The organism is Streptomyces ovatisporus, assembly GCF_042653885.1.
Lineage (GTDB): Bacteria > Actinomycetota > Actinomycetes > Streptomycetales > Streptomycetaceae > Streptomyces > Streptomyces ovatisporus.
Genome location: NZ_JBHSFH010000007.1, coordinates 1 through 19,815 on the forward strand (window position 1 = coordinate 1; position 19,815 = coordinate 19,815).

17 protein-coding genes are annotated in these 19,815 nt (G+C 71.4%); 5 read left to right on the forward strand and 12 right to left on the reverse strand.

All coding sequences use genetic code 11. The features are described 5' to 3' along the window. Nucleotides 1-233 precede the first annotated feature (233 nt). The 3 genes from proC to ACFPA8_RS13860 all read right to left on the reverse strand — a co-directional run bounded on the left by proC (nucleotide 234) and on the right by ACFPA8_RS13860 (nucleotide 2,781). Nucleotides 234-1,043, reverse strand: coding sequence for a pyrroline-5-carboxylate reductase (proC, locus tag ACFPA8_RS13850; RefSeq protein WP_386447682.1), 810 nt, complete (start codon nucleotides 1,041-1,043; stop codon nucleotides 234-236). A 124-nt stretch (nucleotides 1,044-1,167) separates the two neighbouring features. Then, nucleotides 1,168-1,905 carry an ABC transporter permease gene (locus ACFPA8_RS13855; RefSeq protein ID WP_386447685.1) on the reverse strand — a complete coding sequence of 246 codons (738 nt, stop codon included), beginning with the start codon at nucleotides 1,903-1,905 and terminating at the stop codon, nucleotides 1,168-1,170. Nucleotides 1,906-1,974: 69 nt separating this feature from the next. Further along, nucleotides 1,975-2,781: an ABC transporter ATP-binding protein gene (locus ACFPA8_RS13860; protein WP_386449422.1), complete on the reverse strand. Its 807-nt coding sequence runs from the start codon at nucleotides 2,779-2,781 to the stop codon at nucleotides 1,975-1,977. 729 nt (nucleotides 2,782-3,510) lie between these two features. Between ACFPA8_RS13860 and ACFPA8_RS13865 the strand changes: the two genes are divergently transcribed. After that, the gene (locus ACFPA8_RS13865; RefSeq protein ID WP_386447688.1) at nucleotides 3,511-5,022 is read left to right on the forward strand and encodes a SulP family inorganic anion transporter; all 1,512 of its coding nucleotides are present in this window, start codon (nucleotides 3,511-3,513) and stop codon (nucleotides 5,020-5,022) included. A gap of 171 nt (nucleotides 5,023-5,193) precedes the next feature. Here ACFPA8_RS13865 and ACFPA8_RS13870 read toward each other — a convergent pair whose 3' ends face one another. The 5 genes from ACFPA8_RS13870 to ACFPA8_RS13890 form a co-directional block, all read right to left on the reverse strand. Next, the gene (locus ACFPA8_RS13870) at nucleotides 5,194-5,502 is read right to left on the reverse strand and encodes a hypothetical protein (RefSeq protein ID WP_386447691.1); all 309 of its coding nucleotides are present in this window, start codon (nucleotides 5,500-5,502) and stop codon (nucleotides 5,194-5,196) included. A 233-nt stretch (nucleotides 5,503-5,735) separates the two neighbouring features. Continuing rightward, the gene (gene ilvD / locus ACFPA8_RS13875) at nucleotides 5,736-7,583 is read right to left on the reverse strand and encodes a dihydroxy-acid dehydratase (RefSeq protein WP_386447693.1); all 1,848 of its coding nucleotides are present in this window, start codon (nucleotides 7,581-7,583) and stop codon (nucleotides 5,736-5,738) included. Between the two features lie 330 nt (nucleotides 7,584-7,913). Beyond that, complete coding sequence (locus ACFPA8_RS13880) at nucleotides 7,914-8,531, reverse strand: TetR/AcrR family transcriptional regulator (RefSeq protein ID WP_386447696.1); 618 nt, start codon at nucleotides 8,529-8,531, stop codon at nucleotides 7,914-7,916. Continuing rightward, on the reverse strand, nucleotides 8,528-9,373 hold the full coding sequence (locus ACFPA8_RS13885) for a sugar phosphate isomerase/epimerase family protein (RefSeq protein ID WP_386447699.1): 846 nt from the start codon (nucleotides 9,371-9,373) through the stop codon (nucleotides 8,528-8,530). The genes ACFPA8_RS13880 and ACFPA8_RS13885 overlap by 4 nt, the downstream gene beginning before the upstream one ends. A gap of 158 nt (nucleotides 9,374-9,531) precedes the next feature. Next, nucleotides 9,532-10,464 (reverse strand): Ppx/GppA family phosphatase, encoded by a 933-nt coding sequence (locus ACFPA8_RS13890; RefSeq protein ID WP_386447702.1) that lies wholly within the window; start codon nucleotides 10,462-10,464, stop codon nucleotides 9,532-9,534. Between the two features lie 49 nt (nucleotides 10,465-10,513). Between ACFPA8_RS13890 and ACFPA8_RS13895 the strand changes: the two genes are divergently transcribed. Continuing rightward, nucleotides 10,514-11,584, forward strand: a complete 1,071-nt coding sequence (locus ACFPA8_RS13895; protein WP_386447705.1) for a DUF3109 family protein — start codon at nucleotides 10,514-10,516, stop codon at nucleotides 11,582-11,584. A gap of 18 nt (nucleotides 11,585-11,602) precedes the next feature. Here ACFPA8_RS13895 and ACFPA8_RS13900 read toward each other — a convergent pair whose 3' ends face one another. Beyond that, entirely contained in the window at nucleotides 11,603-13,546 is a 1,944-nt protein-coding gene (locus ACFPA8_RS13900) for a hypothetical protein (protein WP_386447708.1), read from the reverse strand. Between the two features lie 181 nt (nucleotides 13,547-13,727). Here ACFPA8_RS13900 and radA point away from each other — a divergent pair, with 181 nt between their 5' ends. Continuing rightward, complete coding sequence (radA, locus tag ACFPA8_RS13905) at nucleotides 13,728-15,149, forward strand: DNA repair protein RadA (RefSeq protein ID WP_386447711.1); 1,422 nt, start codon at nucleotides 13,728-13,730, stop codon at nucleotides 15,147-15,149. 70 nt (nucleotides 15,150-15,219) lie between these two features. Further along, entirely contained in the window at nucleotides 15,220-16,344 is a 1,125-nt protein-coding gene (gene disA / locus ACFPA8_RS13910) for a DNA integrity scanning diadenylate cyclase DisA (RefSeq protein ID WP_386447714.1), read from the forward strand. Nucleotides 16,345-16,527: 183 nt separating this feature from the next. On the opposite strand, the gene ACFPA8_RS13915 is transcribed toward disA, so the two are convergent. Continuing rightward, a complete protein-coding gene (locus tag ACFPA8_RS13915; protein ID WP_386447716.1) occupies nucleotides 16,528-17,373 on the reverse strand; it encodes a hypothetical protein in 846 nt (281 codons plus the stop codon). Nucleotides 17,374-17,790: 417 nt separating this feature from the next. Between ACFPA8_RS13915 and ACFPA8_RS13920 the strand changes: the two genes are divergently transcribed. Then, complete coding sequence (locus tag ACFPA8_RS13920; RefSeq protein WP_386447719.1) at nucleotides 17,791-18,744, forward strand: HhH-GPD family protein; 954 nt, start codon at nucleotides 17,791-17,793, stop codon at nucleotides 18,742-18,744. On the opposite strand, the gene ACFPA8_RS13925 is transcribed toward ACFPA8_RS13920, so the two are convergent. Beyond that, on the reverse strand, nucleotides 18,737-19,246 hold the full coding sequence (locus tag ACFPA8_RS13925) for a VOC family protein (protein WP_386447722.1): 510 nt from the start codon (nucleotides 19,244-19,246) through the stop codon (nucleotides 18,737-18,739). The genes ACFPA8_RS13920 and ACFPA8_RS13925 overlap by 8 nt on opposite strands. Nucleotides 19,247-19,323: 77 nt before the next feature. After that, complete coding sequence (locus ACFPA8_RS13930; RefSeq protein ID WP_386447725.1) at nucleotides 19,324-19,812, reverse strand: helix-turn-helix domain-containing protein; 489 nt, start codon at nucleotides 19,810-19,812, stop codon at nucleotides 19,324-19,326. Nucleotides 19,813-19,815: the final 3 nt, after the last annotated feature.

The window sequence follows — 19,815 nt, forward strand, 5'->3', positions numbered from 1 at the left end:
TAACCCCCGGCGACTCAAAATCGAGCCGCCCCGAAACTCACCGAACCGATTCCGCAACCCATACAGGCACAACAAAACCAGCCCCGCGAAACCGGGGAAACAACAAACCCAGAGACTGCCGACGAACGGCAAGAGCGTCACCACAAACACAACGGCTTCGCGGCAACTGTTCGAGCTTACACCACGCCTTGAGCGACCCCAAAACGGAGTCCGGGGCCGCAGCCGGGCGGCTCTCAGCCCTTCCCGGACGCCAGTTCCCGGCTCCGGTCCCGTGCGGCTTCCAGGGCGTCCAGGACGGCGGCCCTCACGCGGTGGTTCTCCAATTCGCGGATGGCGTTGATGGTCGTGCCCGCGGGAGAGGTGACGTTCTCGCGCAGTGTGACGGGGTGGTCGCCGCTGTCGCGCAGCATCGTGGCGGCTCCGACCGCCGCCTGGACGATCAGGTCGTGCGCCTTGTCCCGCGGCAGCCCCAGCAGGATGCCGGCGTCCGTCATCGCCTCGACCAGGAAGTAGAAGTACGCGGGCCCGGAACCGGAGAGCGCGGTGGCGGCGTCCTGCTGGCTCTCGGGTACGCGGAGGGTCTTGCCGACACCGTTGAAGATCTCCTCGGCGAGGGCCAGATGGGCCTCCGTGGCATGCGTGCCGGCGGAGACGACCGACATGGCCTCGTCCACCAGGGCGGGGGTGTTCGTCATGACGCGGACGACGGGCGTACCGGGCTGGAAACGCTCCTCGAAGAGGGAGGTGGGGATGCCGGCCGCGCCACTGATGATCAGACGCTCGGCAGGGGTGTGCGGAGCCAGCTCGTCGAGCAGGGGGCGCATGTCCTGCGGCTTGACCGTCAGGATGAGGGTGTCCGCGCTCTTGGCGGCCTCGGTGTTGCTGACGGCCTCCACGCCGTAGCGGTCGCGCAGTTCCTGTGCGCGTTCGGGACGGCGGGCGGTGACCAGGAGGCGGGACGGTGACCAGCCGCCCCGGAGCATGCCGGAGAGCAGTGCCTCACCGATCTTTCCGGTGCCGAGGACGGCGACTTTCTGGGTCATGGAGCGGTTCACCTCGTCCAGTACGTACGCGTGCTCCTGGTCATCCTCGCACCGGAGCGGGGGCCGCTCATCCACCAGCCGGGGCGGCCGGCTGGTGGATGAGCGGCCCCCGCCGCGTCACGGGTCACGCGGTGCGACGCCGCAGAGTGGCAGCTCCGACGCAGAGGACGAGGAGGGCGGATCCCGCGACGACGACGGCGTCCCGTACGAAGTCCCCGGTGGGATCCGTGTGCTGGAGGACCTCGTTCATGCCTTCTACGGCGTAGGACATGGGCAGGACGTCGGACACGTACTCCAGGACGGGCTGCATGGTCTCCCGGGGTGCGAAGAGGCCGCACAGCAGGATCTGCGGGAAGATCACCGCCGGCATGAACTGGACCACCTGGAACTCCGACGCCGCGAAAGCGCTCACGAAGAGCCCGAGCGCGGTGCCGAGGATGGCGTCGAGCAGGGCGATGAGGAGCAGCAGCCAGGGCGAGCCCGCGAAGTTGAGGTCCAGCAGCCAGACGGCGACCCCGGTGGCGATCGAGGCCTGGACGACGGCGAGGACGCCGAAGGCGAGCGCGTAGCCGGCGATCAGGTCGCCCTTGCCGAGCGGCATGGACAGCAGGCGCTCCAGCGTGCCGGACGTGCGTTCGCGGAGGGTCGCGATGGAGGTGACCAGGAACATCGTCACCAGCGGGAAGATGCCGAGGAGGGAGGCGCCGATGCCGTCGAACGCGCGGCGGTCGGCGTCGAAGACGAAGTAGAGGAGTACGAGGAGCAGTACGGGGACCAGGAGCAGCAGCGCGACCGTGCGGGGGTCGTGGCTGAGCTGGCGGAGTACGCGGCGGGCTGTGGCGAGGGTGCGGGAGAGCTTCATGGCTGTGCTCCGGGCGGAGAGGGAGTGAGGGAAGGCGAGTCGTCGTCGCCCGTCGGTGAGGGCTGCCGGTCAGGGAGTGGCGCGTTCGGCCTCGCGGGCCGCGTCCACGAGGTGCAGGAAGGCGTCCTCGATGGAACCGGTGTGCGTACGGGCGCGGAGGGCGTCGGGGGAATCGGCGGCCAGGAGGCGTCCTGCGCGCATGAGCAGGAGGTTCTGGCAGCGGTCGGCCTCGTCCATGACGTGGGACGAGATCAGGAGGGTGGTGCCTCGCTCCGCGGCGAGGCGGTGGAAGAGGTTCCACAGGTCGCGGCGGAGGACGGGGTCGAGGCCGACGGTGGGTTCGTCGAGGACGAGCAGCTCGGGTGATCCGAGAAGCGCGACCGCGAGCGAGACGCGGGAGTGCTGGCCGCCGGAGAGGTTCCCCGTGAGGGACTCGGCGTGCGAGAGGAGGTCGACGTCGCCCAGTGCGCGGGTGACCTGGCCGGCGCGCTCTCGGCGGGGGATGCCGAGTACGGCCGCGTAGTAGTCGAGGTTCTGCCGGGCGGTCAGATCGCCGTACACCGAGGGGTTCTGGGTGACGTAGCCGACTCGGGCGCGCAGGGACTTGGAGCCCGCGGGGCGGCCGAGCACCTCGAGGGTGCCGTCGACCTTGGCCTGGGTGCCGACGATCGCGCGCATGAGCGTCGACTTGCCGCAGCCGGAGGGGCCGAGCAGGCCGGTGACGGTCGCCGGGGCGACGTCGAAGGAGAGGTCGTCGATGACTGTGCGGCTGCCGCGTACGACGCTCAGCCCCGCGGCCCGGACTGCGGGGGCCTGCGCTGCGGGGGGCGGGGAGGAGCCGGTTGCCGTGGTGCGCCCGGCCGGAGAGTTATTCATCATGCGATGAATTGTGGGACCGCGGATCGAGAACCGTCAAGCGAAAGACGGGTCGACTGCGCGCAGCGAGGCGAGCAGGCCGCGACCACGCATGGCTTGATTACGGCCCCGATGCAGCACTTTTCACTCAGGGTGCATGTGCCGACTTGCAAATCCATGCATCGGACTGGACACAATGAAGCCTCCTGTACAACGAGCTCGCCGAAGGAGCTTCGATGCGGCCGAGCAGGCACGCCGGACGGACACTCTTCGCCGCCGTCGCCCTGCTGTTCGCCACGCTCCTCACCGTCGAGAGCGCATATGCCCAGGTCGCACGGGAAGTCCCTCGAACCGTCACAGCAGTCGCACAGCCGTCGCAGTCCGCGTCACCGCACTCCGGCACCGGGGAGGACGACTGCCGGCCCCGGCACACAGCGCGTCACACGGGGCACGTTCCGGCCTCGCCCGTACCGCCGGGACAAATGTGCGGTTGCGATTTTCGTACGGAGCAGGCGCACGCGGCGATGGACTCGGTCACTATGCGTGAGACGACACGGGTAGCGAGATCCGCGGCCCTGCCACTCCTGCATCAGACGTTGCGCTGCTGATCTGCCCGCCGCGCCGACAGGCGTGAGCCCACAGGCAGAACCCCCACACATGCAGGGCGCCGGGGAGCGCCCTGCACCCTCATGCAGCGAAACGAACCCGCCCCGCACGGATGACGCGCGACGAGGCGGGCTGGAGGCGTACATGCATTCGGAACTCAGAACCCGCGACAGTCTGCGGGCCGACATCACCGCGTCCCTCGTGGTCTTCCTCGTCGCACTGCCGCTCTGCGTGGGCGTCGCCGTCGCGTCGGGGGTACCGGCGGAACTGGGCCTGATCACCGGGATCGTCGGCGGTCTCGTCACCGGCTTCCTGCCCGGCAGCAGCCTGCAGGTCAGCGGGCCTGCGGCAGGGCTGACCGTACTCGTCTACGAGGCGGTGCAGGCGTACGGCCTCGGCGTGCTCGGCGTGCTGGTGCTGCTCGCCGGGGTGCTTCAGCTGGCCATGGGTGCCCTGCGGCTCGGCCGGTGGTTCCGGGCGATCTCCGTCGCAGTGGTGCAGGGCATGCTGGCGGGGATCGGACTGGTTCTCATCGCCGGCCAGGTCTACACGCTTGCCGGCGCGGAAGCGCCGGGCTCGGGCCTCGGGAAGCTGGCGGGGCTGCCGGGTCTCGTCGGTCACGCACTCGGCTCCGGTACGGCTGTGACGGCGGCGGCCGTAGGTGTCGGGACGATCGCGGTGCTGGTGCTCTGGCCCAAGTGGAAGACGGTCGCGAAGGTGCTGCCCGCACCGCTGACCGCCGTCGCACTGGCCACTACGGTGACCGCGCTGTTCGACCTGCCCATCGCGCGTGTACGGGTGCAGGGCCTGCTGGACGCCGTACAGCCGCCGCAGGCACAGGACTTCGCCGCGCTCGCGTCTTTCGGCGTGCCCGCGACGGTGGTGGCCTTCGCACTCGTGGCTTCTGCGGAGTCGCTGTTCAGCGCCGCCGCTGTGGACAGGCTGCACGGCGGCCCGCGTACGCAGTACGACAAGGAACTCATGGCACAGGGCGCGGGCAACGCCGTCTGCGGTGCTCTGGGGGCACTGCCCATGACGGCGGTCATCGTTCGCAGTTCGGCCAATGTCGCGGCAGGAGCGCGCACCAAGCTCTCCCGTGTACTGCACGGGGTGTGGCTGCTGCTGTTCGTGGCGGCACTGCCGGCGGCGCTCGGCGTGATTCCGGTCGCGGCACTGGCCGGGGTGCTGATGCACGCGGGCTGGAAGCTGATGCCGCTGCGCGACCTCGGGCCTCTGTGGCGGAAGCACCGGGCCGAGGCTGTGGTGCTGGGGGTCACGGCGACTGCGATCTTCACGGTGAACATGTTCGAGGGAGTGCTGATCGGACTGCTGCTCGCGGTGGTGAAGTCCGCTTGGGAGATCTCCCACGTCCAGATCGAGACGGAGGACGCGGGTCAGGGGCGGCCGCTGCGCGTCCGGGTGCTGGGCAACGCCACCTTCCTGCGGCTGCCCAGGTTGCTGGACCAGTTGGAGGCGCTGCCCGCGGACCGTCGCGTCGAGCTGAGCCTGGCGGGGCTCCGGCACGTCGACCATGCCTGCGGGATGGCACTGTCCGCGTGGGAGGAGGAGCACAACTCGCGTGCTGCCGCGGCGTCTTCGTCACCGGCGGAGCGACCGCCCGAGCGGTCAGCGGGCGCAGGGCGCGCGCCGGGGTGACGGTCCGGTTGCGGGCGCGCAGCGGGACACCCCGCCCCGCGCCCGCAGAGGACGCCCGTCGCGCGGTTCACCATTCGCGGCCGGGGGACAGTGCTGCGACCGGGAAGGTTCACCGGCTCGCCACGCCCGGCAGCTTCCCGGCAAACTTCCCGGCCACAGCAGGCCACAGCGCTAGTCGGCTTCGTGCAGCGCCTTCTGATCCGTCGCGCCCTGCTGTTCGATCGCGCTGATGGCGCGCCGGGCCGCCGCAAGCTCATCGATGTTCCGGCGGTGCAACTCGACGTTGTCCTCGAGCAGTTGTGCGTACTTCTGCGTCAGTTGCTTGTACTGCTCCTCGCGCGCGGCGAGCATCCGGGCGCGCCAGGTGGCCGCGATCTGCCAGACCAGCACGATCAGCAGAACGAAGACCCCGCCGGTCCCGATGGCCGCCGCCCACACACCGGCGGGATCGGCGGCGAGGACGATCAGTTGCTGGCTCACTGCGCTGCCCTCTCTCCGGTCTCCCGCGTCCGCACCCGGGAGGTTCGCACCGATGATGCGCAGCCGGCGAGGCGGCGGGAAAGGCGGAGCAGCGGAACTGCGGGCTTGTTCAGGGTTCTCCCCGAGGACGTGCCGCCGGCGGTTCGGGGTAGCCCTCAGGGGTCGGCCGACTCAGGGGCGTCGGGCCCCGTGCCGGTCCCGGTCGCGTCTGCTCCCGGCGGGCGCATGCGGCCCTACTGCTGACCGCCCAGCTGGCTCAGGTCCCGTACGGCGCCCTTGTCCGCGCTGGTGGCCATGGCCGCGTACGCCCGGAGCGCCGTGGAGACCTTGCGCTCGCGGCCGCGCGGAGCGTATTCGCCGTTCAGCGCGGCCCGGCGTGCGGCCAGCACCTCGTCGTCGACCTTCAGCTCGATGGTGCGGCCGGGGATGTCGATGACGATCTCGTCGCCGGTCTCCACGAGCGCGATCGTGCCGCCGCCCGCCGCCTCCGGGGAGACGTGGCCGATGGAGAGACCCGAGGTGCCACCCGAGAAGCGCCCGTCGGTGATCAGCGCACACGCCTTGCCGAGGCCGCGGCCCTTGAGGAAGGACGTCGGATAGAGCATCTCCTGCATGCCGGGGCCGCCCTTGGGGCCCTCGTAGCGGATGACGACGACGTCGCCCTCCTTGACCTGCTTCTTGAGGATGGCGTCGACGGCCTGCTCCTGCGACTCGACGACCACCGCCGGGCCGGAGAAGGTCAGGATGGACTCGTCGACGCCTGCCGTCTTCACGACGCAGCCGTTCTCGGCGAGGTTGCCGTGGAGGACGGCCAGGCCGCCCTCCGTGGAGTAGGCGTGCTCGATGTCGCGGATGCAGCCGCCCGCGGCATCGGTGTCGAGGGAGTCCCAGCGTTCCGACTGCGAGAAGGCCGATGCCGACCGGACGCACCCGGGCGCCGCGTGGAACAGCTCCGTCGCCGTCGCGGAGGGCGAGCCGCCGCGGATGTCCCAGCTCTTCAGCCAGTCCGCCAGGGACGGGGAGTGGACGCTGTGCACGTCCTCGTTGAGCAGTCCCGCTCGGTAGAGCTCACCCAGGATGGCCGGGATGCCGCCCGCACGGTGCACGTCCTCCATGTAGTACGTGCCGTTGGGCGCGACCTTGGTCAGGCAGGGCAGCGAGCGGGAGAGCGCGTCGATGTCCGCCATGGTGAAGTCCAGCTCCGCCTCCTGGGCGGCTGCCAGCAGGTGAAGGATGGTGTTGGTCGAGCCGCCCATGGCGATGTCGAGCGCCATGGCGTTCTCGAAGGCGGCACGTCCGCCGATGTTGCGCGGCAGGACGGTGTCGTCGTCCTGGTCGTAGTAGCGCGTGGCCAGTTCGACGACCGTACGGCCGGCGTCCTCGTACAGCGCCTTGCGGGCAGTGTGCGTCGCCAGCACCGAGCCGTTGCCCGGCAGTGCGAGACCCATGGCTTCGGTGAGGCAGTTCATGGAGTTCGCGGTGAACATGCCGGAGCAGGACCCGCATGTGGGGCAGGCGCTGTCCTCGATGCGGCGCATGTCCTCGTCCGAGACGCTGTCGTTGGCGGACTCGGCGATGGCGCTGATCAGGTCGAGCTTGCGGACGGTGCCGTTGACGAGCGTCGCCGTGCCCGACTCCATGGGGCCGCCGGAGACGAAGACGGTGGGGATGTCGAGCCGCATTGCGGCCATCAGCATTCCCGGCGTGATCTTGTCGCAGTTGGAGATGCAGATCAGGGCGTCCGCGCAGTGCGCCTCCGTCATGTACTCGACGGAGTCGGCGATCAGGTCGCGGGACGGCAGGGAGTAGAGCATGCCGCCGTGGCCCATGGCGATGCCGTCGTCGACCGCGATGGTGTTGAACTCACGCGGGATACCGCCCGCCGCCTTGACGGCATCGCTGACGATCCGCCCCACGGGCTGCAGGTGCGTGTGGCCGGGCACGAACTCGGTGAAGCTGTTGGCCACCGCGATGACCGGCTTGCCGAAGTCCTCACGCGCTACGCCCGATGCCTGCATGAGGGCACGGGCGCCCGCCATGTTGCGGCCGTGGGTGACGGTGCGGGACCTCAGCTCGGGCATGGTGGCACTCCACTTGTACGGTGCGTGCGCCTCTTGCGGCGACACACGGGTGTCCGTCCGGTGCTCGCTGCCGGGCTCGGTCGCACAGCGGACGCTTCGTCGTACACAGTGGCGCGCGCCGTGGTGTGGAGCGGCGGGGGCAGCTCACAGATTCAGCAGGTTCCCGAGAGTACGCCCCGGCGACCGGGATCTGGACCTTCGGACCACATCTTGAGACCGGACGACCGGTCCGTGGGCACGGTGGGGAGGTGGGCTCTCGTGGCTCTCCAGCTCGTGCGCACGGCGTCCGGAGCCTCCGGGTCGCGGGCCGTCCGTGCCTCCGGGGACGAGTCAGCCGGTCAGATGCCGCTGCACCACCGGGGCCAGTCGTACCACCAGCTCTTCGGCCGGCACTGACGCGACGGGCTCCACCTTGATGACGTAGCGCAGCAGCGCCGTCCCCACGAGCTGCGCCACTGCCAGCTCCACGCGCAGCTCCGCGTCCGGCATGCCCAGACCTCCGGCCACGCGGCGCAGCAGGTTACGCCCGATGAGACCGCGGAAGATCGCTGCCGCCGTCTCGTTGTTGACGGCTGAACGCATGATCGCCAGCAGCGGGTCCCGGGTGACCGTGTTCTCCCAGATGCCCAGGACGTAGCCCACGAGCTGCTCGCCCCACTGCTCACGGCCGCCGGACAGCAGCAGATCGGGGATGCCCATGGCCGGGGCGAAGGCGCCCTCGACCGCAGCGACGAAGACCTGCTCCTTGGTGCCGAAGTAGTGGTGGACGAGGGCCGGGTCCACCCCGGCGCCCCGCGCGATGGCCCGGACCGACGCCTTGTCGTAACCGCTCTCCGCGAACTCGGCGCGCGCGGAGCTGAGAATCCGGTCGCGGGTGTCCGGTTCGCCCGCGACCTTCTCGGCCGAAGCCGGGCGGCCGCGTCTGCGGCCCGGCCCGGCGGCGCTCACCGGTGCCTCTGCGGAGGCGTGCCGGTGCCGCCCACGGCAGCCGCGGCGAGATGGAGGCGGGTGTAAGCCAGCGCCTCGGCGAGGTCGGTCTCGCGTTCGGCCGCCGACATGGCACGGCGGGTGTTGACCTCGACGACGACGTGACCGTCGAAGCCGTTCGCCCCCAGTCGCTCCAGGAGCTCGGCGCACGGCTGCGTGCCACGGCCGGGGACGAGGTGCTCGTCCTTGTTGGAGCCGTTGCCGTCCGCGATGTGCACGTGCCCGAGCCGGTCGCCCATACGGTCCACCATGGCGAGCGTGTCGGTGCGCGAGGTCGCCGTGTGCGAGAGGTCGATCGTGAAGTGGCGGTAGTCGTCCTGGGTGGGGTCCCAGTCGGGGGCGTACGCCAGCATCTCGCGGTCGCGGTACCGCCACGGGAACATGTTCTCGACGGCGAAGCGGACGTCCGTCTCACCGGCCATGCGCCAGACGCCCTCGACGAACTCCCGCGCGTAGTTGCGCTGCCAGCGGAAGGGCGGGTGGACGACGACCGTCGACGCCCCGAGCCTCTCCGCCGCGTGCCGCGCTCGCTGGAGCTTCGTCCAGGGGTCCGTCGACCAGACCCGCTGCGTGATCAGCAGACAGGGCGCGTGCACCGCGAGCACGGGCACCTCGTGGAAGTCCGAGAGCCGTCGCAGGGCTTCGATGTCCTGGCTGACCGGATCGGTCCACACCATGACCTCGACGCCGTCGTAGCCGAGGCGCGCAGCGATCTCGAAGGCCGTCGCCGTGGACTCCGGATAGACGGAGGCCGTGGACAGGGCGACCTTCGCATCGGGTACGCGCACCGCAGGTTGAGCCACAGCAGACAGCCTAAGGCTCCCGCCGAGTGATCAGCCGGGCGTTCGGCGGGCACACCTCCACGGCCCACACCCTGGTCACGCTGCTGGTCACGTGCCTGCCGGAGCCGCCTTCCGGGGTCCGGGGGCGTCCCGCGGCGCGCCCGCGCCAGTGAGCGATCTCACGCGCGCCGCAGGTGGTCGAGCCGACGGAGGATCACACCCTCGCGCAGTGCCCACGGGCAGATGTCCACCTCCTGCACGCGGAAGAGGTCCAGGGCGCCCTCCGCGACGAGGGCGCCGGCGAGGAGTTGACGGGCCCGGCCCTCGGAGACGCCGGGCAGCTCCGCACGCTCCGCGGCGGGCATCGCGGCCAGCCGCGGCACCCACTCCTCCAGCGAGCTGCGGCTCAACTGCCGCTTCACGTACGGGCCTTCGGTGGAGCGCGCCGCACCGCCGATGCGGGCCAGCTGCTTGAACGTCTTCGACGTCGCCACCACGTGGTCCGGGGGGTTGAACCGGTTGAACTCACCGGCGACGCGGGCGATTTCGGCCCGTACGTGGCGTCGCAGCGCCCGCACGTCCTCCGCGTCGGGCGGATCACCGGGAAGCCATGCGTTGGTCAGACGGCCCGCGCCCAGCGGGAGGGAGACGGCCGCGTCGGGCTCCTCGTCCTGCCCGTACGCCATCTCCAGCGAACCGCCGCCGATGTCGAGGAGCAGCAACTGGCCCATGGACCAGCCGAACCAGCGGCGGGCGGCGAGGAAGGTCAGCCGTGCCTCGTCCTCGCCGGAGAGGACGTCGAGCTTGACGCCGGTCTCCTCCGCGACGCGTGTGAGCACGTGTTCGGCGTTGGCCGCCTCACGGACCGCGGACGTGACGAACGGCAGCAGGTCCTCCACTCCTTGGTCCTCGGAGACCTGGAGGGCCTCGGAGACGGTGGCGGCGAGGCGGTCGACACCGTCGGGGCTGATCGCGCCGTCCGCGTCGAGGAGTTCGGCCAGCCGGAGCTCTGCCTTGTGCGAATAGGCGGGCAGCGGACGCGCGCCGGAGTGCGCGTCGACGACGAGGAGGTGGACCGTGTTCGAGCCCACGTCGAGGACACCGAGTCTCATGGAGTGCACGCTAGCCGTATCCGGCGAAGGCGCGGTTACGCTGGGGCACGTGGGAAAGACGAAAGCGGCGAAGCGCCAGAAGCAGGACGAGGCGGCACAGCTGGGACGTGGGGCACAGACTCCGCCACCGGCATCACCAGCCGCACAGGCAGCGGCATACTCCACCCCGGAGGTGACCCCGGCGCCGGGCGCGGGCCCCGACCCCGCCCACCCCCGCACGGAGGAGACCGCTCTCGACTTCCCGCGTGCCTGGGTCGAGTTCCCCGACCCCGCCGACGCCGACCAGGTCTTCCGCTGCGACCTGACCTGGCTCACCTCGCGCTGGAACTGCGTCTTCGGGCAGGGCTGTCAGGGCATCCGGCCCGGCCGGGCGACGGACGGCTGCTGCACGCTCGGCGCCCACTTCTCCGACGAGGACGACGAGAGGCGCGTCGCTTCGCACGTGGCCCGGCTCACCCCGGAGACCTGGCAGTACCACGACGTGGGCATGGCCACGGGGTGGGTGCAGGAGGCGGCGGACGCCGAGGACGACGAAGAGGACGACGCGGAAGGCGAAGTCACCGAGTACGAGGGGGAGCTGGAGGACGAGGACGACTACGGCAATGGCGACGGCGACGGCGACGCGGACGACGGTCCCGAGCGGCAGACGCGCCGTATCGACGGTGCCTGCATCTTCCACAACCGTCCCGGATTCGCCGGCGGTCAGGGCTGCGCCCTGCACATGCTCGCCCTGCGCGAAGGCAAGGAGCCGCTGGAGACCAAGCCCGACGTGTGCTGGCAGCTGCCCATCCGCCGCACGTTCGAGTGGGTGGAAAGGCCGGACGGTGAGCAGGTACTGGTCGTCTCCATCGGCGAGTACGACAGGCGGGGCTGGGGCTCCGGCGGTCACGACCTGCACTGGTGGTGCACCTCCGCCCCCTCGGCTCACGGAGCGGGCAAGCCGGTGTACGAGTCGTACAGGCCCGAGTTGACCGAGTTGATGGGCGAGTCCGGTTACGAGCGGCTCGCCGAGCTGTGCGCGCAGCGGCTCGCCACGGCTGCCGCGGCCGCCACCCCTTCGGGTTTCCCTGCTCTGCCCCTGCTCGCCCCGCATCCCGCCGATCCCGCTCCCCCGAACTGACCGGCCGGGGCCGCCGGTTCACCCCGGCTGCGTACTCGGCTCCGAGGGCGGTGGTTCCGAGGGGGGCGGCGTCGTCGGCTCCTCCGAAGGCGGCGGCTCGGAAGGCGGCGGAGTCGTCGGCTCCTGCGAAGGCGGGTCGCTCGGCGGCGCCGAGCCCGAGCCGCGGCCCTGGATCGTGACGACCGCACCCGACGGCGCCACCCGGATGTGCGCTGCCCAGGCCCCGGAGGGTTCACGGCTGCGTACGACCGAGACCCGTACTGTCGCGGACTCCCCGGGACGCAGCACCCCGCTCGTACTGCTGAACGCGAGCCAGGCGGCACCACCGGACATCGACCAGCGCACCGGTGAACTGCCGCTCGCCGTCAGCCTGATGAGCGTCGCTCCGCCCACGGACCGGGCGTCGACGTGGAGCCTGCCCGCTCTCTCGCCGCCCGCGCCGTCCTTGCCGCTCCTGTCCTTCTTGTCGCCCGAACGCCCCTTGTCCTTCCGGGAGTCGGCATCGGAGCCGTGGCTGCGTCTGTGTCCGTCGTGAGCGGAGCGGTCCTGAGCGGCGTTCTCATAGGGCTGGGCCCTGAGCGAGGAGTCCTCGTCGCTCTCGGAGGCGGAGATGCCCGACCCGTCCGACTCGCCGGTCAGGGGCGCACCGCGGTAGGCCGCCCACAGGGCGAGCACGGGTGCGGCGACGACAGTGGCGACGACGGTGGTCGTCACGGCCCGGCTGCGCAGCCGGTCACGGCGCGCGCCACGGTCCTTGACCTCCACGGGGAAGCCGGTCTTGTCGAAGCGAGGCGTGTGACGGGCGCGCGCCCGGCGTACCGCGAGCACGGCCGCCTCGACGGCCGGCCTCGGCGCTTCGAGCACCGCGAGCACCGCCGTGCCCGCGGGCGCCGTGCCGGGCCACGGCACACCGGCCATCGCGCGCTCGGCGGCCCGGCGGCAGTGCGTGCATTCGTCGACGTGCCGGACGAGTTCGCGCCGGAAGGCCGGGCCGAGCAGCAGCTGGTCCTCTCCGGCGAGACCCGCGACGGCGGCGCAGCCGCCCGACTTCACGACGGCCAGGGCCGCGCGCGTGCGCTCCACCTCGCAGGCCGCTTGCGAGAGCAGCGCACTCGTGGCCTCCGTCGTCTGGGAGAGCACGGCCGCGACCTCCGGAGCGGGGAGCCCGTGCCGTACGGCGAGTTCCAGCGCCTCACGCTGCTCGGGCGTCGTCCCGGCGGCCTCCGGCCATGCGAGCGCGGCCAGTTCACGACGGCGCTGGGTACGGGCGGCCTCGGAGAGGTGGGGCGCGGTGGCGGGGACGCCCGGGCCACGACCGCTCCGGCCGCCGCCGGACTCGCTGCCGCTCTGCTCCGCGAGCCGGCGGAGGCAGACCCAGCGCGCCAGTGCGTACAGCCACGGGCGGTGCAGGGCGGGCCGGGAGGGGCCGCGGTCCTTCTCGTGCTGGCGCTCGGCGAGGACGAGCGCCTCACCGAGGGCGCTCGTCGCGGCGTCGTGTTCGCACATGACCGACAGGCAGTACGTGAACAGGCCGTCCAGGTACGGCTCGTAGCGCGCCATGCCGCGCTCCTCGACCGCGGTCGCCGGGCCGGGTGCGCCGGTTGCGGCAGTCGCCGCCGGGCCGGGTGTGCCGGTTGCCGCGCCGGGGTCGCCGGTCGGGGGTGTGCCCGCCCCTGTGCGTCCGCGGGGGAACGCCGCACCGGCGCCCGCCGCGGCGCCGACTGCCGCGGCGGGCACGGGTGTCGGGACGGGGCCGCCCGGCCCGGATGTCGAACCTGCCGCCGACGGCGTGCCGTTCGCGGGGTTGACGCCTTCGGTGCCCGTCGTCGCGGCCTTCGCCGAGGCTCCGGTTCTGCTGAAGACCCTTGGCTGGCCGGAGCTCTGGTGCTGCTTCGGCCGCCGCCTCCAGTGCGCACGGTGGGCACCGGTGGCGTGCGTGGAGTGGTCGCGCCTGCTGCTCATCCGGTGACGGTAGGCGGGCGACGTGCCCCGTGAGGACCCAGTCGCCCACGTTTAATCCTTACGGGTGACTATCTCCCTCGAAAGGGGACGCGGCGCACGTCAAGTCCCGCCTATGGCACCACTCCTGGGTGTTCTCGCCGCCGGCTCCGCGCTGTCGGAGGTGCCGACTACGGTGGCGTGCATGGCTGCCCGCAAATCCTCCGGCAAGGACCGACCCGCGTACCGCTGTGCCGAGTGCGGCTGGCAGACAGCCAAGTGGCTCGGCCGCTGCCCCGAGTGTCATGCGTGGGGGACGGTCGAGGAGGTCGGCGGCGCCCCTGCCGTACGGACGACCGCGCCCGGCCGCGTGTCGGCTCCCGCGCTCCCCATCGGTCAGGTCGACGGCACGCAGGCCACTGCGCGCAGCACGGGCGTCGACGAGCTGGACCGCGTGCTCGGCGGCGGCCTCGTGCCCGGCGCGGTGGTCCTCGTCGCGGGTGAGCCCGGTGTGGGCAAGTCGACGCTGCTGCTGGACGTGGCGGCGAAGGCGTCCGACGCGGAACACCGCACCCTGTACGTCACCGGGGAGGAGTCCGCCGGGCAGGTGCGGCTGCGGGCGGACCGCATCGGCGCCATCGGCGAGCACCTCTTCCTCGCCGCGGAGACGGACCTGTCCGCCGTCCTCGGACATCTGGACGAGGTGAAGCCCAGCCTGCTGATCATGGACTCCGTCCAGACCGTCGCCTCGCCCGAACTGGACGGCGCGCCGGGCGGCGTCTCGCAGGTGCGGGAGGTGGCCGGTGCCCTCATCCGCGCCTCGAAGGAGCGGGGCATGTCCACGCTCCTCGTCGGACACGTCACCAAGGACGGTTCCATCGCCGGGCCCCGGCTGCTGGAGCACCTCGTCGACGTGGTCCTGCACTTCGAGGGGGACCGGCACGCGCGTCTGCGACTCGTACGCGGCGTGAAGAACCGGTACGGCGCGACGGACGAGGTCGGCTGCTTCGAACTGCACGACGAGGGCATCACCGGGCTCGCCGACCCCTCCGGCCTCTTCCTCACCCGCCGTGCGGAACCCGTCCCGGGCACCTGCCTCACGGTGACGCTGGAGGGCCGCCGGCCGCTGGTGGCGGAGGTGCAGGCGCTGACCGTCGACAGCCAGATCCCCTCCCCGCGGCGCACCACGTCCGGTCTGGAGACCTCCCGGGTCTCGATGATGCTGGCCGTTCTGGAGCAGCGCGGACGTATCAGCGCCCTGGGCAAGCGGGACATCTACAGCGCGACGGTGGGCGGTGTGAAGCTGTCCGAGCCGGCTGCCGACCTGGCTGTCGCCCTGGCGCTGGCCAGCGCCGCCAGCGACACCCCGCTCCCGAAGAACCTGGTGGCCGTCGGCGAGGTGGGTCTCGCCGGTGAGGTGCGCCGGGTCACCGGGGTGCAGCGCAGACTCGCCGAGGCGGCCCGCCTCGGTTTCACGCATGCCCTCGTGCCGGCCGATCCCGGGAGGATTCCGCCGGGAATGCGCGTCCGGGAGGTCGCCGACATAGGGGAGGCCCTGGCCGTACTGCCGGCCCGCCCCGCGAGACCTGGCAAGATCGAGTCCGGCGCCGCCGAACCGGCGCAGTAGGGCGCCGCGCGCGCCGCCGGTAGACTTTGCCCCGGTCTCGCCCGTACGTACGCACGACCGAAGGAGTGCCGTGGCAGCCAACGACCGGGCAGCAGCTCCCGGCAAAACCGGTGGGGGATCCGGTGCCGAGGGCCTGATGCGCGCCACACTGAGCGCGGTCGCGCCTGGTACTGCCCTGCGTGACGGCCTTGAGCGGGTCCTGCGGGGCAACACCGGCGGACTGATCCTCCTCGGCATGGACAAGAACGTCGAGCCGCTGTGCACCGGCGGATTCGTCCTCGACGTCGACTTCACGGCCACGCGCCTGCGCGAGCTGTGCAAACTGGACGGCGCGCTGATCATCGACCGCGACGTCACCAAGATCGTGCGCGCCGGCGTGCAGTTGGTGCCCGACGCCTCGATTCCCACCGAGGAGACGGGCACCAGGCACCGCACCGCGCAGCGGGTGTCGATCCAGACCGGATATCCCGTGGTCTCCGTCAGCCAGTCGATGCGGCTGATCGCGCTCTACGTCGACGGTCAGCGGCGTGTTCTGGAGGACTCGGCAGCGATCCTCTCCCGCGCGAACCAGGCTCTCGCCACGCTGGAGCGGTACAAGCTACGGCTCGACGAGGTCGCGGGCACGCTCTCCGCCCTGGAGATCGAGGACCTGGTCACGGTGCGCGACGTCTCCGCAGTCGCGCAGCGGCTGGAGATGGTGCGCCGCATCGCCACGGAGATCGCCGAGTACGTCGTGGAGCTGGGCACGGACGGACGCCTCCTCTCGCTCCAGCTCGACGAGTTGATCGCCGGCGTCGAACCGGAGCGTGATCTCGTCGCGAGGGACTACGTGCCGGAGCCGAGCGGACGCCGCTCCCGTACGGTCGGCGAAGCGCTCAACGAGCTGGACAGGCTCAGCCACAGCGAACTCCTCGAACTGCCCACCGTGGCCCGTGCGTTGGGTTACAGCGGCGCCCCCGAGACGCTGGACTCCGCGGTCTCGCCGCGCGGCTACCGGCTGCTGGCGAAGGTGCCGAGGCTGCCGGGCACGGTCATCGAGCGGCTGGTCGAGCACTTCGGCGGCCTGCAGAAGCTTCTCGCCGCCAGCGTCGACGATCTTCAGACTGTCGACGGTGTGGGCGAGGCACGTGCCCGGTCCGTGCGCGAGGGGCTCTCCCGGCTGGCGGAGTCCAGCATCCTGGAGCGGTACGTCTGACGAGCTGAGGGGGCGTCGCGCACGGTCGTGTGGTCGTGCGCACTGCGGGCGGGGCGACTTCGTCCGAGGGCCGGAACCTCGGAGCCCGGTCCGGCCGGACTGAGCCCGGGCCTCAGGCGGCCTCCCCGGCCTCCCCGGTCTCGCGGGTCTCCCGGGTTCTTCAGACTCCCGTTCGCCGGCCCGTCAGTCTTTCAGTTCGAAGGATGCGTCGACCTTCTCGACGCCCGCGAGGTCGACCTCGATCTCGTACTCCCCCGGCTTCGCCGAACCCTCGGGCGGCGTACCGCAGTCGGCCGAGCCGGCCTTGCGGTACCAGGTGAAGGTGTGGGTCGCGCTGCCGCTGCCGGGCAGCTGGAAGAGCGCCGGCTTCGCTTCCCGTGCGCAGTCGTCCGACGCCCAGATCTTCTTGTCGTCGGAGTTCTTGATCGTCACCACCGTGGCCGTGCGGCCCAGGTCGAGCTTGCAGGCCGTACCGCGCTTGTTCTTGACGGTCAGTTCGAAGCGGGGCTTCTCCCCCTCGGCGTAGTCCTTGTGCACGCTTCGCAGGGACACCGTGACGTCGGAGCCCTTGCAGCCGGGCAGTTCGGATCCCGCGGGCACCGCCGCGCCGCCGCCCGAGCCGGTGGAACCACCGCCCGCGCTGTCGCCGCCGTCCGTACCGCCGGCGCCGCTGCGGCCGGGCTCCCAGCCGGAGCCGCCGTCTCCCCCACCGCCGGAGGCGCCGTCCCCGCCGTTCTCCCCGCCGTCGTCGCCTGATCCGCCGTCGGAGGTGCCGCCCTCGTCCGACTCGTCGCGCCCGCCGGGGCGTTCGCCGACTGTGGGGCCCGGATCGGTCGGGCCCGGCGTGATGCTGCTGGCCGGTACCTTGCCGCCGTCGCCCTTGCCTTCGTCGTGGGAGCCACGGCCGCCGAGTCCCAGTGCCCAGACGACCAGTAGGACCAGCAGCGCAAGGATGGCAAGAGCAACTGCCCTTCGCCGCCAGTAGATGGAGGAAGGGAGCGGTCCGATCGGATTACGCAGAGATCCCACGCGCAAACCTTACGAGACAACCCGGGCCGTACAGACCTTGCCCAGTGCACGATGAGGCAACTTTTATGATGAACGCCCGCACGGACACAGAGCTGCTGCCGAAATCCCCGCGCACATGGGGTCGATGACCGATCCGACAGCCGGTACGACAGGCCCTGCCGCGAACTCCGGGAGTCTCCGCCGCTCGCGTCCGCCCCGCCCCGACACGTCCGGCCGAAGGCACGCTCCCACGGGGCGCTCGCCGCGCGCCCCGCACCGGATCTGCGATCTCGCCCCTGGAACGCCCGACTTGACGCCCGCGGGCCTCAACAGGCGCGTGCCGGAAGCGCACACGGAGCGAAGAGTCTCAACCGACCCGTTCCCGCCTGTGCGTCGCGTTTCTCGGGCGCGTGCCCACGTGTCAGGATCGGTTCTGCCATGACTGCGACCACCGAGACTGCACGCACCCCCGAGCCTGAGCGCGGGTCGGCCATCGCCGACGAATCCGTCGCACAGACCGCTCGCGCCCTCCACTCCCCCGTCGTCGACTGGTTCACCGCACACGCCCGCGACCTTCCCTGGCGCCGCCCCGAAGCGGGCGCATGGGGAGTGATGGTCAGCGAGTTCATGCTCCAGCAGACACCCGTGAACCGGGTCCTGCCCGTGTACGAACAGTGGCTGCGCCGCTGGCCGCGCCCCGCCGATCTCGCCGCCGAACCGCCCGGTGAGGCGGTACGCGCCTGGGGCCGGCTCGGCTATCCCCGCCGGGCCCTTCGCCTGCACGGCGCGGCAGCCGCCATAGCGGAACGGCACGGCGGCGACGTACCCCGGGAACACCCACAGCTGCTCGCGCTGCCCGGCGTCGGCGAGTACACGGCCGCCGCCGTCGCCTCGTTCGCCTACGGACAGCGGCACGCCGTGCTCGACACCAACGTGCGCCGGGTCTTCGCACGCGCGGTGAACGGGAAGCAGTACCCGCCGAACGCCACCACCGCGGCCGAGCGCAAGATGGCCCGCGCCCTGCTTCCCGAGGACGAGTCGACGGCTGCACGCTGGGCCGCGGCGACGATGGAGCTGGGTGCCCTGGTGTGCACGGCGCGCACCCCGGCATGCGGGCAGTGCCCGATCGTCCAGCAGTGTGCCTGGCAGCTCGCGGGCGCACCGGAACATGTGGGGCCCTCGCGCCGCACGCAGACCTACGCGGGCACGGACCGGCAGGTCCGCGGAAAGCTGCTGGCCGTGCTCCGCGAGGCGGTCGGTCCGGTGCCGCAGGCAGCCCTCGACCGGGTGTGGGGCGATTCCGTTCAGCGTGCCCGGGCACTGGACGGGCTCGTCGCGGACGGACTGGTCGAGCCGCTGCCCGGCGGGGTCTACCGGCTGCCGCTCAGCTGACCCCGCCGGACCCTTCGGTGCCGCCGGGCGCGGCGGCACCGTCCTCCTCGTCGTCGACGCAGCCGCTCCAGGGCTTGCTCATGTCGAGCCCTTCCACGTCCCACTGCTGGGTGAGCGAGTACCAGTTCCCGGAAGGGTCGCGGAAGAGGGCTTCGATGCCGTACGGGCGCTCCTGCGGTTCCTGGACGAATTCGACGCCCTTCGCCTTGAGCTCGGCGTACGTGCCCCGGCAGTCGTCGGTGGCGAACACGCCTGCGCCGAGCGCGCCCTTGTTGACCAGGGCCAGAACGGCCTCCCGCGACTCCGGGTCGAGGCCCGGACCGTCGGGGCGCATCAGGGTGAGCTGGACGTCGGGCTGGCCGGGAGGGCTGACGGTGACCCACCGCATGTCGCCCATGTTCATGTCCATGCACTCGGTGAAGCCGAGCGTTTCGACGAAGAACTTCTTGTCCCGCTCCTGGTCGGTGGACCAGACGGTGGCGATTGCCAGGCTCTTGATCACTGCGGACTCCGGATCTGTGGTGGTCGAGGAGGGGACGAACGGCGCGAACGCCGCACCCCCACTTGTGAATCACCATGTCAGAGCCGTTCTCGGCCCGCTTCTCCGTTGTTGCGCTCTTCTTCGCGCTCTTCCGCCCGTCCTGTCCCGCCCGGCGCCGCACCCGTCTTGAATCCGCCCGTGAAGAGCATCGCGTAGCACCCGGGGATCATCGCGGCCGCCCGGTGTCCGTGCCGCTGCCTGTACTCGCTGGGGCTCGTGCCCGTCTGCTTCTTGAAGCGCGCCGAGAACGTGCCGAGGCTGGTGAAGCCCACCGCCATGCAGATCTCGGTGACCGTGAGGTTCGCGCAGCGCAGCAGCTCCTCCGCCCGCTCGATGCGGCGGCGGCTGAGGTACTGGCCCGGCGACTCCCCGTACGTGGCCTTGAAGGCACGCACGAAGTGGTAGCGCGAGTAGCCCGCGCGGGCGGCGACCGCGTCCAGATCGAGGCCGGGATCCGCCCACTCACGGTCCATGGCGTCCTTGGCGAGGCGCATCGCGCGCAGCCGGGCCATGCCGGGGGTGTTCATGCG

Bases quoted from the DNA above. Each gene is read 5' to 3' on its own strand.
- proC (WP_386447682.1), bottom strand. From the start codon at position 1,043: ATGACCCAGAAAGTCGCCGTCCTCGGCACCGGAAAGATCGGTGAGGCA.
- ACFPA8_RS13855 (WP_386447685.1), bottom strand. From the start codon at position 1,905: ATGAAGCTCTCCCGCACCCTCGCCACAGCCCGCCGCGTACTCCGCCAG.
- ACFPA8_RS13860 (WP_386449422.1), bottom strand. From the start codon at position 2,781: ATGAATAACTCTCCGGCCGGGCGCACCACGGCAACCGGCTCCTCCCCG.
- ACFPA8_RS13865 (WP_386447688.1), top strand. From the start codon at position 3,511: ATGCATTCGGAACTCAGAACCCGCGACAGTCTGCGGGCCGACATCACC.
- ilvD (WP_386447693.1), bottom strand. From the start codon at position 7,583: ATGCCCGAGCTGAGGTCCCGCACCGTCACCCACGGCCGCAACATGGCG.
- ACFPA8_RS13890 (WP_386447702.1), bottom strand. From the start codon at position 10,464: ATGAGACTCGGTGTCCTCGACGTGGGCTCGAACACGGTCCACCTCCTC.
- ACFPA8_RS13900 (WP_386447708.1), bottom strand. From the start codon at position 13,546: ATGAGCAGCAGGCGCGACCACTCCACGCACGCCACCGGTGCCCACCGT.
- radA (WP_386447711.1), top strand. From the start codon at position 13,728: ATGGCTGCCCGCAAATCCTCCGGCAAGGACCGACCCGCGTACCGCTGT.
- ACFPA8_RS13920 (WP_386447719.1), top strand. From the start codon at position 17,791: ATGACTGCGACCACCGAGACTGCACGCACCCCCGAGCCTGAGCGCGGG.
- ACFPA8_RS13930 (WP_386447725.1), bottom strand. From the start codon at position 19,812: ATGAACACCCCCGGCATGGCCCGGCTGCGCGCGATGCGCCTCGCCAAG.